This window comes from Acidiferrobacter sp. (assembly GCF_054609335.1).
The window spans coordinates 1-12,436 of sequence record NZ_JBTRWP010000004.1 but is presented as its reverse complement, the minus strand read 5'-3'; the positions used below and the strand labels follow the sequence as shown (position 1 = coordinate 12,436).

Here is a 12,436-nt window from a genome sequence, read left to right as displayed (position 1 = left end):
GGGTGTTTGAGGGGTGTCCGATACGGCTCGTCCGTACCCAATTTACGTATCGTACGGGGCGGTTTGGTGACCGATTTTAGGGAACCGCGGCTCCGGAAAGCGGGGATGGATCTTCGTTTTCGGGACGCACGGGGTCACTTAAATAACAACGAGGAATTCCTGTGTACAAAAAGATACTAGTTGCTATCGATGGTAGCCACACCTCTTCTCTGGCCCTGCAAGAGGCGATCAAGCTGGCCCAGGAACAGTCGGCGCGTTTGCGGCTGGTGCATGTAATCGATGAATTTCCGTTCATCACGGCGGATGCCGGCATGATGGACAATGCGCAGCTCGAGGAGATCTTGTTCAAGGCCGGGCAGGACGTCATAGACGAGGCGCGGGCCAAGGTCATAGCGGCAGGACTTGAGGTTGAGACCGCGCTACCCGAGAACCTGACCCAACGGATCGCCACCGTCATCGTGGAAGAGGCCAAGGGCTGGTCGGCCGATTTGATCGTGGTGGGCACTCATGGGCGTCGCGGTATACAACATCTGGTCCTGGGTAGCGTGGCCGAGGGCGTAACGCGGGCGGCGACTATGCCCATCCTTTTAATCCCGAGCCGCCACTAGCGTCGTGCGCACAGCCTCTGGACGCCGATCCCTGTGCGGGGGCCCAAGCCTCGTCCCAGCAGGGTGCGGCTATCGATGCCGGCGAGCGCACAGGCGGCGTACAAGCGGACCCCTTCAACCTGCGCTTGTCGGATATTCTGGGCGAAAGTTTGGCGATCCTTCAGCGGAATCATTCGTCCGCGCCCTCGTTGAAGATCGCCGAGAGGTTTTTGAGAGCACCAATAAGGCGGCGGTCTCGGCCAAGGCCTTGTCCTTGCCCTTGTCCTTGCGCCGCATCTCGCGCTCGAGCTCCTGGATGCGCCGCTGATCCTTGCGGGTCTCCTCGGGTCTGGCCCGGACCTCGGCCGGGGTGGCCAAAGCCGCGATGGCCATTACGGCCTCCAGACGGGCAGTGGCCGTCCAGGTCCGCTCCGTTCTCGGGGCTCCCAAGGCCTTAGCCCGTCTTTCGCTATTCGCGGGGGTCGATCTGACTAACTTGTTGTATTTAAATATATTTGCTCTAAAAGGTCTCCACTACATCGCGGCTACGGCAACCACCGGGGAAACGCGCGAGGCCGTGATCTTGGGCGGCGGTTGCGCGGGTAGCCGCAACCGTAACGCATCGAGAAGCAGACGATGCTCGGGTTCGGGTTGTGTGTAGCGCGATAGGAGCAGCGAGCGGCCATCGGTCGTAGGGATATGGACGTCCACCATCTGTATGGTTTTGAACGTCTCGATCGCTGCACGCGGCGTTAAACCGGGAGCGCGTTGCTTCAATTGATGCTTGAGTGTGACTTGGAGGCAATAGGAGAGGAAAGCCACAAAGATGTGGGCCTCAATGCGATGCTCGAGCTGGTGATAAACCGGTCGTATTGCGAGGTCGTTTTTGAGCTCTTTGAAGGCCTGCTCGACCTCGGTGAGTTGCACATAGAAGGTCCAGAGGGCAGCCGGGTCGTAACCGTTCATGTTGGTACGCAGTAGATAACGTCCTTCACGCCGACGCACCGCGCGCAACTTCTCGCGATCAAGCGCAAAATGGAACGTGTCCCTACTCACTGTCTCGTCTGCGTTGGGCACCGTCACGGTGATGAGACCCGCCGCACGTCCGGCGGCCTGCTTGGCTGCCCCCATCTTCATCAGCAAGGCGTCCCGTTTGGGACACTGCGCTTGGCAAGGGCCTTAAGCCGTGCGACATACCGTTTGAGACGCTGCTTGGCGCTGCGCGCTCTTTGTGGACGCGCTGGGCGCTTAGGGCAAGCACGTAGGTCTCTCCCTCCTTGGGCAATTGCTTGACCATAAGCCCCTCGCGTACCTGCGACCAGGGCTGCGCCAGATAATCCGCTTCGAGCCTTGTGAGACGCCCCTTTGGGGTGCCGACCACATAGGAGGCCCCTATGGCCCGCATCTGCGCTAAAGTCGCCTCCGTCGGCACCCCCCTATCCATGCACCAAATCCGATTGGCCTTTCCATAGCGCGTCTCGATGCGCGTCAAGAGATCCCCGAGGGTCGCGGAATCCGCGGTGTTGCCCGCGAGCACCTCGTAGCTCAACGGGAAGCCATCTGGGGTCACGATCAACCCGATCACCACCTGCCGGCAGTCGCCACGCTTGTCGCGCGAGTAGCCATATTGGCGAAGGTCCTCTTCCCCGCGGGCCGTGTCCGACTCGAAGTACGTGCTCGTTAGATCGTAGAGCAACACATCGAAGGTGACGCCAAAGAGCTCGCCCCACCGCGCACGCAGGAAGTTTATGAGGTCGTCCTTGTGAGCCAGCACCTTGTCTAGACAACGGTAGAGCGTATCCTTCTCGGCCAGCGCAAAATCGGCATCGAGCAGATAGGCCTGCGCTTTGGACAAACCACTGTCGGTGCAGCCGCCACTCGGAACCGGGATCGATCAGGCGATAGGTCACGAGCGTTTGCAGGACGGACGCCCAGGGCGTGCCTTTACGCGAGGGTGGCAGGCGCGCCTCCCAGAAGGCATCGAGCCCAAGCTGCCGCCACAGCACGTCTGCGAGCCAACAGGCACCCCATTGGCGCGGACGCTTCAGTTGCAGTTCGTTGATCCGAATGCCGACGGCCGTGGCATCATCGGGCGGCGACAGGGCTTCTGGGAACAACGCCACCTGACGCAGGCGACCTCCATCGAAGACATCGATGCTCTTGCGCCATGCCGCCTTCTGGCTGTCGTTGATCTCTCCTAAGTACAAGACCTGGCGCTGCGCCATGCGCCCCGAGCTGAGCCTACGGTTCTCCACCACGCTCCAGTAGCGGTGGATCTTACCGTCCTTGTTGCGGCGTGTGCATTTGAGGAACATATCGTGCAGTGTGGAAACTTCCCAAGCCACCGTCAACCACCAAAGTCTTCACTACACGGGTTAAAGAGACCGTGCCAAGAAAAATCTCGCAATAACACAGCATGTTATCTTACGCAAGCCCCCTTATCATTGGCGAAAACGGGCGTGTTCCCGGGCGAATAGCGAAAGACGGGTTAGCCCGCCAGCGTTCCAGCGTGGCCACTCCTACCCGCAACTCCTGGGCCACCTTGTCCACCGCCGCGCTCTCGGGGGCGGCGGCCGGGTTGAGCACGGCCGTCGTTCTCTCGCCTCGCCCCCAGATTAACGATCAATGGAGGCGGCAACCCCTGTGACGCACGGGTTAATGGCCAGGGCGCCATTCATCGGATCCGGGTGTACGGGGAATGGAAACGAATTCCCGGAGGATTGCGCCTCTGGGCCCAGGGGTATTTCGTCTCCACGTTCGGCTGGAATGAGGCCATGATCCGGAAGTTCTCCAGAAACCAGGAGCCAGAATACCGGCGTTTGGACCCAATGAACCTGTGGCGTGGATTGCCACCGTCAGGTCGCCCCAAGAACCGGGGCCGCGTGAGCGACCCCCTCTAGCCGCTTTGAGCGGCTCACAAACTCGTGTCGGCGAACGCCACGCCCCCGCCCATGGAAACCTCACCGGCGGAAGCGCCGGTAACGGGGCGGCATGAGTGGCCTGCGACGGATGAAGCCGCGATGAAACCGGGCATATCGCATGGCCCGCTGCCGTAGCAAGGGATGACGTGCCGCGAATGCGGGATGATGGAGCGTGTAGCGCCACATCCGACGTCGTACAAAACGATGCGTAAAGATCATGCGGCCGACAGGCCGACGCCAGAGGATGCCCGGATGAGCCCGATAGAAGGGGATGACGCGTGTCCGCCACAGTGCATATCGCGCAAGAAACGGGTGATGCCGTGCCCACCAGACAGGGTGGGCCTGCGCATACCAGGGCGCGACTCGCATGCGCCACCACACGAAGTAGGGGCGATACGCCACGACCGGAGGCGGCGGACCATAAGCGAGCAAAGGCGGTAGGAATACCGTGGGCGCGAATGGCCACCATGGGCCGACGATCACCCGCGAATAGACCCAGCCGTCATCGACCCAGCGATAGTAAAGACCGTTGTCCGCATACACATAGGCGCTGTAGCGGGGCGCATAGAAGACATTCAAGTTTTCACCAAACGAGAATGCAAAACCCGGGGCGCCCACATTGACCGATATGCCGACGTAGGCCTGCGCAGGCTGCCACACCAAGCCCCATAGTGCACAGACCAGAACCACAAGAGCGGCGACGCGACGCTTCATACGCAGACCTCCATATGCATGCTCGTCAACCACTCCGCCCTAACAGGCCATACGGCCTGCAATGAGGACGGAGCTTGCATCCAGGCTCCACCGCAGTTCCGCATACCTTTGCAGGCGTGCGGCTTTGGCTTCATCGCCTGATGCTTCAGGGGCGGCTGACAATCGCCCCGTCCTTATCCAGTCTTGCCGGATGAGGAGCGTTCGCATACGGATGTTTCTGGCAGCCACCAAATCGGCATGGAGGGTATGGCCGCAATGCGTGCACACAAACAGCAAGCCCTGATTGGGCCGATTCTCCCGCCCGGTGTGTCCACAAAGGGGACACCCCTGGCTGGTATAGTCCGCATCCACCCAGACCGGTACACCACCCGACAGCCGGGTTTGTACGCGGTTTTGGCCTGCACATCCGCAAAACCCCAACTACTGACTGTGCGGTTGGCCTTGCGCCGTTTCCCCGAAGCCGTCTGCAAGTGGCGACGTTCGGTCCGTTCCCGGATCTCCTTCAGCCACTCCATGCCCACCATCGCGTGTGGCTCCGCCGCAATGGCCTTGCTGACGCCGTGCGCCGTATCCGCATTCAGCCGTCTTTCTCGCAGGGCGAGTTTCCTCAAAACCGCTTTGGCCCCGCGAGTGCCCTGTGCTTGCAGCGCACTGCGTGTACTGGCGGCCCCCCGTTCGGCCCAATGCCTCTGGTGCCCGCCCTGATAAAAACGACATGGGCCGCGGGTGCTGGATTCCACCGCGATGTTCCGGCGGTTCAGATCCACGCCCTTGACGGTGGTGATGGTGTCCATCGGGTTCTGAGCCAACGCTTTTTCGATGGACACCAGCAGGTACCATGCCTGGGTTCCCGGATCTTGCCAGAGCTTGGCGGCACCCAGCGTGATGCCATGGTCCCGTGTTTGCTCCAACCAGCCCAGGTGTTGGTTCCATCCTTCGTACCGGCACCGGATGCGCCCCTCCAAAGTCCCCACACTGACCGTATGCTCCTTGCCCAACGCCCAATCCCGGCGATGGTTCAAGGTCACGGTCAGGGCGGTGAAGTGCGGGGCCTTGTCGAGTCCCTTGTAGCGCCGCTTCGTCCAACCGCGCGCTGTATGGGCAGTGTTGGCTTTGGCCCGTTCCCACAAAGTCTTGTAGGCTGCCGCCACCTGCCGCGGTGCATGGCAGGCCATCTGGGACGGCAGACCGAAGCGTTCCCGCAATTCCTGGTACACCAGCGTCTGCCGCTTCATGCCGTGCGACATCTTGCCGTTGGCAAAGGCGATGGCCGAGACGTGGTTCAGGGCGTGACGGTACGCCAATGCCGTGCGACGAACAGTATCTGCCTGCTCTTTGCTGAGCAGCAGATTCAGTTTGCAGGTAAGATCCTATGTGGTTGGTCATTCCTTCCTGTTCACAATGATAAACTCTCGTTTCACCAGTTGTGAATTATCGCCGCTACGCGGCGGCGCTATCCCTCCCTGCCCTCATGGGCCATACGGCCCACGATGACGGCGGGGATTCCCGCGCAAACGGGTTGAGACTCATTATCGACCACTACCCTTTGTGCGGATTCCATCTCACGCGCACAGCGGGCTGCCCAAAGAGGGTAGGGACACCCGACCGATAGCCGTCCACAGCGGACAGTCCCATACCCCAAGACCAGACGTCAAGAGTGCAGTTGTGTTAGATTGTATCTTTTGGAATGCGCTAGCCGGACCCATTTTAAGCCGCCGCTTATCGGTGTGTTCGGGGCCGTCTACCTCGACGTGCTGGCCATGGTAACGGGGTCTGGCGATACCACTGGCCGGCCGGGGCGTCTCGTTCAGGGTTTTGGTGGTATGGGCTACAACCATGCGACCGCGTTCGCCGCATCCGGTCTGTGCGTCCGTTTCGGCCGGGATCTGGGGCCGGGACTTGTGAGCCGTCTCCAGGGTGCGAGACCAGCATTGCCGTAGTATCGAAACCGCGGGGTGCATCTATGGGGATTTACCCGACACCGGCTGCTGCGCTCACATCGTGGACGGCGGCATGCAGACCCGCAACAACTACCAGCACGACATCAGCAACGACGACATCGGCACCATCGCGCGCATCGGGACCGTCGAGGGCGAGGAGGCGGTCACCATAGCCTGGGACGACCGCGAGACGACGCTTGCGCGCGGGCCTGGACGACCTCGTGCTGGCCTATGCCATCACGGCGCACAAGGCTAAAGGAGCCGAATACCCCGCGGTGATCGCGCCGGTCACCACGGGCCATTGCCTGCTATTGAGCGCGCCCGTGTTGTACACGGCGATCCCGCGTGCCCGCGAGCGGACGGTGCTCGTCGGCACCTAGCGGGCCTTACAGATTAGCGCCGCTCATGACCAGCCGCACATTGTAGACCGCATGGCCGGTCACCACCCCCGAACCGCGATGCGGTTACAGGCGGAGCACTGCGGCGCGGATAGGTAGAGTTTTCGGGAGAGCTGAGGCAAAAGATGGTCAACTTCTCTAACACCAAAACGGTCGTCATCACTGGTGCCGGGAGTGGTATCGGCCGCGCTTTGGCCCTGGCCTATGGGGAGCCGGGGCGAGCGCTGCTGCTCATTGGCCGGCAGCCCGCGGCCTTGGAGTCTACGGCGGCCCTCCTGCGCGATCGCGGTGCCAAGGTCATGGTCGGGGTGGCGGACGTCCGTGATGCCCCGGCTCTGGATGCCTTAGCCGCCCGCTGCCATGGGGCTTTTGGCGAGATCGGGATCGTTATCGCCAATGCCGGTATCGGTCGCGGTACATCGAGTTCGGAACCAACGGATCGAGATGTGTTCGCGGACATTGTCGAGATCAATCTCATCGGAGTCGAAAATACCGTAAGCGCCTTCCTGCCCTATCTAGGTCCCGGGGGTCGGGTCGCAGGAATCGCCAGTGTCGCCGGTCTGCGCGGTCTGCCCGGGGTAGCGGCCTACTCCGCCTCCAAGGCGGGTTTGATTGCCTATTTGGAGAGTCTGCGACTGGAACTACGCAAAGGTCAGATCCGCGTCTGTTGCATCGCACCAGGATATATCGACACGCCTATGACCGCAGACAATCACTACCCCATGCCCTGGCTCATGCCCGTCAGCGTGGCGGCGATGAAGATGCGGCGCGCCATAGACCGCGGCCGGCCATGGTTGGTGCTGCCCTGGCAGATGGCTGTAGTCGCCTGGATGCTACGGCGATTGCCCATACCCGTCTATGATTTTTTGATTGCCCGGGTCTCTGGAAAAGCCAGACGGATTTCCGAGAAATAAGGAATGCCGGAACTACCCCATGATTTCGATAATCGCAGGGTCCCGAATCCGGACTGCAACGGGACGGGGAAGCGCAGACGCACCATTTTGCGCCCTGGTTGGGCTAAGTCTCGCCGTTCGGGAGCCGTTCGGGCCGGAAGCCCGCAGGCTGGAGAGACTTATACCCACGGCTCACAGCAGACGTGTGTGCACAAAGGACAGGGCGGCCAAGGCGCCGGGCACATAGCGGTGGGTGTTCTCGAAACCCCGGTCGCAGGCCTTGAGGGGGCACTCCGTTGATGGCACAGAAGGCCTTGCGCGATGCGCCTGCGGATCCGGATCCCACGCGCGGACCGGCCGCCTCGACCTCGTGCACAGCCGCCTTATACCGAGGGCAGCGGTTCCTGAGGCCTTGGGGCGGGTTGCTAAAAGACATCGGTCGGACCGGGATTGGCCAAAGTCCCTCGGACTTAAAGCCTCCCGGCCATGGCGCAGAGCGGGTAGGGCCGTGGCCCCCTGGACATGGGCGGCGGCGACCACCAGCCCTACGGCTAGCCCCCAGGCATACGGCCGACCCTGGCATGGTCTGGACGACCCGATGACGCACGTTTGGCGCAAAACCTTATGAACCCAGCCACCGTTCGGGTAGCGGTCACTTCAACGGTCGGATCTCGCATGAAAGATCCCGGAAACACCCAAAAAGGCTGGATCGGCGCCCGGCCAGACGCAGCCTGCGTCCTCATCTCCCTTACCGCAGCGCCGTCGTAGTGCACGGTGTGTCGGAAATACGAGTTGTTCAGGGCTTCTCTAGAGATGTCGAAGGTAAAAGAGAAAGATCCGTTCGAACAGCATTTTGACTCGGATCAGCTGCCGCGATCGTTTCGGGAAGATGCCTCGGAAGGGTGGCTTCCCATCCTCCGAGATATGCATCCACATGCCGTCGTTTTCCATATCCAGGATGCATGAGATCTCGTGCCGATACGTGTGGCACGCACCCTGTCCGGCTAACGCGGCCCTCACATTGCGGGCGGCGGCCTGTGCCCGCAGCTGAGCCATGTGCGCCTGATGAGGCACCCAAGGGGGCGGCGCCTCATGAGCGGCGCAATCCCCGGCGGCATAGACATCGCGCAAGCCCTTGACCTGCCCGTATCGATCCACATCGATATGGCCGCCGACTGACATGGGCAAGCAGTGCGACCGCTGTATAAGCGGCGGCCCTGTCATCGCTGCCGAGTAAAGGACGAGGTCCGCCTTACGGAATGCCCCGTCATGATCGATCATCCCGCCTTCCACGAACTTGTCCGGCGAATAGCCATCATCGCATAGGATTCCACGCTCCACGAGCCGGTCAGTGAGCGGGCCCTTGTCCCCCGGACTGCGGTTGGGCGAGAAGAAATGGATCTCGAAACGATCGCGGACGCCCCTCGTCCTTAACGCGGAATCCAAAAGACATGCACATTCATACATGGGACCCGTGCGGCCGGCGACGAAACCATCCTTCTTGTTGATCGTAAAGCCGACATAAATGATTCCGCTGTCCAAGGCATCGAGCTTGGCTATAAAGCGATCCATGTCATCTGGCCCATGGCAGGGCGAGTAAGTGTGCTCGGCTGTTCCCGGAATATCCTCCTTGCGGAACGTGGGCCCGATCCCCAGAAAAAGCACATCGTTGCGGTAGGTGCCGTGATCCGTGACCACTGTGCGACCGCCATCCCGCAGCTCCATAACCTGGCCTTCTATGAAGCGAATGTTTCTCCGCCATAAAAACGGACGAATGTCGACTGTGATGCCTTTCTTGTTTCGCTTCTTCGTCAAAAACTCGGGGATCGCGGGAAAATAAACAAAAGTCCCGTTGCCAATGAGGATGATGTCATAGCGGGAATACAGTCTCCGAAAGAGGGCTGCCACGAACGGGAAAATAGGACTGTCGAGTAAATACATGATGAAAAAGAGCGACGCGAACCCGTTGCCGGCCACGATGATCGTTTTTTTCATGACGGTACTCCTGTTTGTAGGCGCCCGGCGCGCACCTCGGGTCGGAAACGCGCGACCACGCCCTCATAAGGGAGCGCCGACGGCGGCTCTTGGGGACCGTGAAATGACCGTCATACCGACACCCCCCATCCGGTATCTCCCCGCCGCGATGTCGCGTCGCCTGGCGCCTACGCTTCACACCCACGAAGCGAAGGCACACCGTCGAACTATTTGTGCGCGCGACGACGGCTTGGATATCCAAGCGCATACCGCAGGCCAACGCACGCTTAAAGGGGGTGGCCCGCTTACGTCTCATCGGGGCGCCCTGTCCCGCGGTGTCAGCACGTCAACAATAGTCCATCGAGCGCGGGTGTCCATGTATGCGTCGTGGCCTGGACTCGCCCATTGTTACGAAGGGCCTCGATTTTTCCGTGCCGCCTTGGGGCTTACCCTAAACCACGACCTGGCGGCCTCCCGGTGGGACCTCCGTGCCCATCGGGCAAAGCGATAGCCATGCGTCCCCCGAAGCCATCGTAAGCGCAGCGCGGCGGTATCGGGACAGTATTTGTTCTCTTCACATTGTACAAGTCAAATACACAATAGAATATATGAGTAGTATACAAGGGGAAGTGGCGAATGCAAGCGCCGAGAGGGTCTGGACAAGGCTCCGACATTTGCCGCCATGACCGTAAACTTGAACCATCGCCGGGATTGGTCTCTGGGCAAGGAGCAAACGGTCAGCGCGGGGGCTTTGGGCGGACGCATTCGATGCCGATATGAAGGATGGAACAAGTTCTGGGCTGGCTGGAGAAAACGCTGGAACATGGCGTCACGCCGGGTGCGGCGAAACCCTGGCAGGACCCCGGAACCAAAACCTGGTATTTGCTGGTGTCCGTCGAAAAAACGTTGATGGCGGATGTGATGGACGCCATAGCCACCGTCAAGGGCGTGGATCTAAACCGCAGAAATATCGCTGTGGCTGTGGACTGCAACATCCGCGGCAAATATCGTTTCTATCCTATCGGGCACCAGAGGCACCTTGGCGAGCGTGTCGCCAGTGCGGGCGCGGCGAGCCCAGTGCCTGGGCGTTGCAGGCGCTGGAGAAGATGTCAGGGTCTCTGGCCGCACGCTTGATGGTCGTGGGTCAAGGTCGACGTCGTGAGCCTGAAGAGGGCGCTGTGGTGTTGTCCACCCTGCATGCTGCCAAGGGGCTCGAGTTTCCGCATGTCTGGATGATCGCCGTCGAAGAGGGGGTGCTTCCCCACTTGGATGGTACGGTCGACGAGGAGCGGCGGCTCTGTTACGTAGGCATGACTCGCGCGGAGACAATGCTTGTCCTGTCCTATGCCGGCGATTGCGGAAGCCCCAGCCGGTTTCTGACTGAGGCTGGCCTAGGGCGTTAAATCGGCGACCTGCCTTGCAGCATGGGGCACGGTCGGCGCGCTCTTGGGGTGGCTCGTTTGGGAACGGCTTGCGGTCGGGTTTGGGGCGCTGTGGTTTGTGCCACTGGCGTGGGGGGCGACCGCGAGTGTTGCCGAGGTTGGGGCGCTCATGGCGGGGTACTACAGCGGGGCGTTAACCGGAGCGGTGGTGGCGCTCACCCTTTTTGAAGGGGCGAGCTTCGCCCAGCGGCGGGCGGGAATCTCCCCGGCCACCACAGCTTTCCAAGCAAGGTTTGCATTGACAACAGCTACACATTCGGGCTTTGGTTCTTGTATCTGTTGTGTATCTATCGGGAGCGACTCATGCGTGACGCCGCCATCAACCTCCGGGCGCTGCCCGAACAGCGTGACCTGATCGACCAGGCCGCGCAGCTGCTCGGCAAGAACCGCTCCGACTTCATGCTCGAGGCTGCCTGTGACAAGGCGCAGGCGGTGCTGCTCGATCAGGTCTTCTTCAGCCTCGATGAGGCCAAGTTCCGCGAGTTCACGGCCCTGCTGGATGCGCCGCCAGCGCCCAATCCCGGGCTTGACCGCCTGATGGCGGTCAAGGCGCCGTGGCAGACCGGTGCATGAATCTGCACCCGCCGGAGCCGCTCTCGCAGCATCACAAGCTCGACACCTTCTCCCGCGAGGAGATCGTTCTCGACGACTGGCTCAAGCGCCGCGCCTTCGCCAATCAGGTGAGCGGAGCCACCCGGACCTTCGTGGTGGCGGACGCCGAGCACACCGTGCTGGGCTATTACGCCATGGCAGCCGGGGCTGTTGCTCACCAGTCCGCAACCCGTGCGATCCGGCACAACATGCCCGATCCGGTGCCGGTGATGGTGCTTGCGCGCCTGGCGGTCGACACGCGGGCCCAGGGCAAGAAGCTCGGTGCGGCACTGCTCCGGGATGCGGTCACCCGCGCCGTCGCCGTGTCGCAGAATGCTGGCGTGCCTGCTTTGCTCGTGCATGCCCTGAACGACCGCGCCCGGCAGTTCTACGAGCACTACGGCTTCCAGGCATCCCCCGCCCATCCGACGACCCTGATGCTGCGCCTGGCCGGCACGCGGCCTTGATTAGCCGGCGATGTCCGCCCAGGGATCTTCGGTGCGCCGTGCGTCCTGCGCGACTTGCACCCGTGAGCGCGAAGCCGGCGTGAAACCCATCTCCGACTCATACCCCTTCATTTCCATGGCCAGATCGCGGATCACGTCCATCAGCGGCGAGCGCCTCGGGGTATATCCCGGCGCAGTTCGCCCAGGGCTCCAGCACCGCCGCATCGAAGTAACGCCAAGAGTCCGGCCGGGGCGTTGGCCACGGCATAGCGCCAGCCATCCGGGCCACACGTTCGCGCGTTTAGACCGGCTGATGGCACATGACCAAGGCGTGGTTTCCGAGCAACCTCGGCCGGTTTCCCTGCCAAGGGGTAGGTAGGGGCTTCCCACCGTGCCGCGCGGCCCCAGCAATTCTAAATGTGGTAATAGTTCTCAATACGAGCCCCTCCCGATAATCAACGGGCTTCGGGGGCTGGACAAAAGCCGGGCCTTGTTATATAACGTCGCTGGGTCATAAAAACTCATGCGAG

Annotated in this window: 14 protein-coding genes and 1 pseudogene; 9 read left to right on the top strand and 6 right to left on the bottom strand. The window is 61.5% G+C overall.

What is annotated here, in order from left to right:
• Window positions 1–161: 161 nt before the first annotated feature.
• Window positions 162–608 (top strand): universal stress protein, encoded by a 447-nt coding sequence (locus ACYCTF_RS01615; protein WP_461284437.1) that lies wholly within the window; start codon window positions 162–164, stop codon window positions 606–608.
• 114 nt (window positions 609–722) lie between these two features.
• Here ACYCTF_RS01615 and ACYCTF_RS01610 read toward each other — a convergent pair whose 3' ends face one another.
• The 4 genes and pseudogenes from ACYCTF_RS01610 to ACYCTF_RS01595 form a co-directional block, all read right to left on the bottom strand.
• Complete coding sequence (locus ACYCTF_RS01610; protein WP_461284436.1) at window positions 723–980, bottom strand: hypothetical protein; 258 nt, start codon at window positions 978–980, stop codon at window positions 723–725.
• A gap of 141 nt (window positions 981–1,121) precedes the next feature.
• Window positions 1,122–2,902, bottom strand: a pseudogene (locus tag ACYCTF_RS01605) (IS1634 family transposase).
• A gap of 645 nt (window positions 2,903–3,547) precedes the next feature.
• Complete coding sequence (locus ACYCTF_RS01600) at window positions 3,548–4,222, bottom strand: hypothetical protein (protein WP_461284435.1); 675 nt, start codon at window positions 4,220–4,222, stop codon at window positions 3,548–3,550.
• A 39-nt stretch (window positions 4,223–4,261) separates the two neighbouring features.
• On the bottom strand, window positions 4,262–4,573 hold the full coding sequence (locus ACYCTF_RS01595; protein ID WP_461284434.1) for a zinc ribbon domain-containing protein: 312 nt from the start codon (window positions 4,571–4,573) through the stop codon (window positions 4,262–4,264).
• Between the two features lie 1,331 nt (window positions 4,574–5,904).
• Here ACYCTF_RS01595 and ACYCTF_RS01590 point away from each other — a divergent pair.
• The 4 genes from ACYCTF_RS01590 to ACYCTF_RS01575 all read left to right on the top strand — a co-directional run bounded on the left by ACYCTF_RS01590 (window position 5,905) and on the right by ACYCTF_RS01575 (window position 7,474).
• A complete protein-coding gene (locus ACYCTF_RS01590; RefSeq protein WP_461284433.1) occupies window positions 5,905–6,162 on the top strand; it encodes a hypothetical protein in 258 nt (85 codons plus the stop codon).
• Window positions 6,163–6,235: 73 nt separating this feature from the next.
• Window positions 6,236–6,418, top strand: coding sequence for a hypothetical protein (locus ACYCTF_RS01585; RefSeq protein WP_461284506.1), 183 nt, complete (start codon window positions 6,236–6,238; stop codon window positions 6,416–6,418).
• Window positions 6,384–6,542: an ATP-binding domain-containing protein gene (locus ACYCTF_RS01580; protein WP_461284502.1), complete on the top strand. Its 159-nt coding sequence runs from the start codon at window positions 6,384–6,386 to the stop codon at window positions 6,540–6,542. The genes ACYCTF_RS01585 and ACYCTF_RS01580 overlap by 35 nt, the downstream gene beginning before the upstream one ends.
• Window positions 6,543–6,685: 143 nt before the next feature.
• The gene (locus ACYCTF_RS01575) at window positions 6,686–7,474 is read left to right on the top strand and encodes an SDR family oxidoreductase (RefSeq protein ID WP_461284432.1); all 789 of its coding nucleotides are present in this window, start codon (window positions 6,686–6,688) and stop codon (window positions 7,472–7,474) included.
• A gap of 786 nt (window positions 7,475–8,260) precedes the next feature.
• On the opposite strand, the gene ACYCTF_RS01570 is transcribed toward ACYCTF_RS01575, so the two are convergent.
• Entirely contained in the window at window positions 8,261–9,448 is a 1,188-nt protein-coding gene (locus tag ACYCTF_RS01570) for an NAD(P)/FAD-dependent oxidoreductase (protein WP_461284431.1), read from the bottom strand.
• A gap of 762 nt (window positions 9,449–10,210) precedes the next feature.
• On the opposite strand from ACYCTF_RS01570, the gene ACYCTF_RS01565 reads away from it, so the two are divergent.
• From ACYCTF_RS01565 to ACYCTF_RS01550, 4 genes are all read left to right on the top strand, one after another.
• Complete coding sequence (locus tag ACYCTF_RS01565) at window positions 10,211–10,561, top strand: hypothetical protein (protein ID WP_461284430.1); 351 nt, start codon at window positions 10,211–10,213, stop codon at window positions 10,559–10,561.
• Window positions 10,534–10,830 (top strand): 3'-5' exonuclease, encoded by a 297-nt coding sequence (locus tag ACYCTF_RS01560; RefSeq protein WP_461284429.1) that lies wholly within the window; start codon window positions 10,534–10,536, stop codon window positions 10,828–10,830. The genes ACYCTF_RS01565 and ACYCTF_RS01560 overlap by 28 nt, the downstream gene beginning before the upstream one ends.
• Before the next feature lie 342 nt (window positions 10,831–11,172).
• Window positions 11,173–11,442: a type II toxin-antitoxin system TacA family antitoxin gene (locus ACYCTF_RS01555; RefSeq protein ID WP_461284428.1), complete on the top strand. Its 270-nt coding sequence runs from the start codon at window positions 11,173–11,175 to the stop codon at window positions 11,440–11,442.
• Window positions 11,439–11,927, top strand: coding sequence for a GNAT family N-acetyltransferase (locus ACYCTF_RS01550; protein ID WP_461284427.1), 489 nt, complete (start codon window positions 11,439–11,441; stop codon window positions 11,925–11,927). Before ACYCTF_RS01555 ends, ACYCTF_RS01550 begins: the two co-directional genes overlap by 4 nt.
• On the opposite strand, the gene ACYCTF_RS01545 is transcribed toward ACYCTF_RS01550, so the two are convergent.
• Window positions 11,928–12,131, bottom strand: coding sequence for a P27 family phage terminase small subunit (locus tag ACYCTF_RS01545; RefSeq protein WP_461284426.1), 204 nt, complete (start codon window positions 12,129–12,131; stop codon window positions 11,928–11,930).
• Window positions 12,132–12,436: the final 305 nt, after the last annotated feature.

Coding starts and splice junctions, on each gene's coding strand:
- ACYCTF_RS01610 (WP_461284436.1), bottom strand. CDS start 980: ATGGCCATCGCGGCTTTGGCCACCCCGGCCGAGGTCCGGGCCAGACCC.
- ACYCTF_RS01600 (WP_461284435.1), bottom strand. CDS start 4,222: ATGAAGCGTCGCGTCGCCGCTCTTGTGGTTCTGGTCTGTGCACTATGG.
- ACYCTF_RS01585 (WP_461284506.1), top strand. CDS start 6,236: ATGCAGACCCGCAACAACTACCAGCACGACATCAGCAACGACGACATC.
- ACYCTF_RS01575 (WP_461284432.1), top strand. CDS start 6,686: ATGGTCAACTTCTCTAACACCAAAACGGTCGTCATCACTGGTGCCGGG.
- ACYCTF_RS01570 (WP_461284431.1), bottom strand. CDS start 9,448: ATGAAAAAAACGATCATCGTGGCCGGCAACGGGTTCGCGTCGCTCTTT.
- ACYCTF_RS01565 (WP_461284430.1), top strand. CDS start 10,211: ATGGAACAAGTTCTGGGCTGGCTGGAGAAAACGCTGGAACATGGCGTC.
- ACYCTF_RS01560 (WP_461284429.1), top strand. CDS start 10,534: ATGTCAGGGTCTCTGGCCGCACGCTTGATGGTCGTGGGTCAAGGTCGA.
- ACYCTF_RS01555 (WP_461284428.1), top strand. CDS start 11,173: ATGCGTGACGCCGCCATCAACCTCCGGGCGCTGCCCGAACAGCGTGAC.
- ACYCTF_RS01550 (WP_461284427.1), top strand. CDS start 11,439: ATGAATCTGCACCCGCCGGAGCCGCTCTCGCAGCATCACAAGCTCGAC.
- ACYCTF_RS01545 (WP_461284426.1), bottom strand. CDS start 12,131: ATGCGGCGGTGCTGGAGCCCTGGGCGAACTGCGCCGGGATATACCCCG.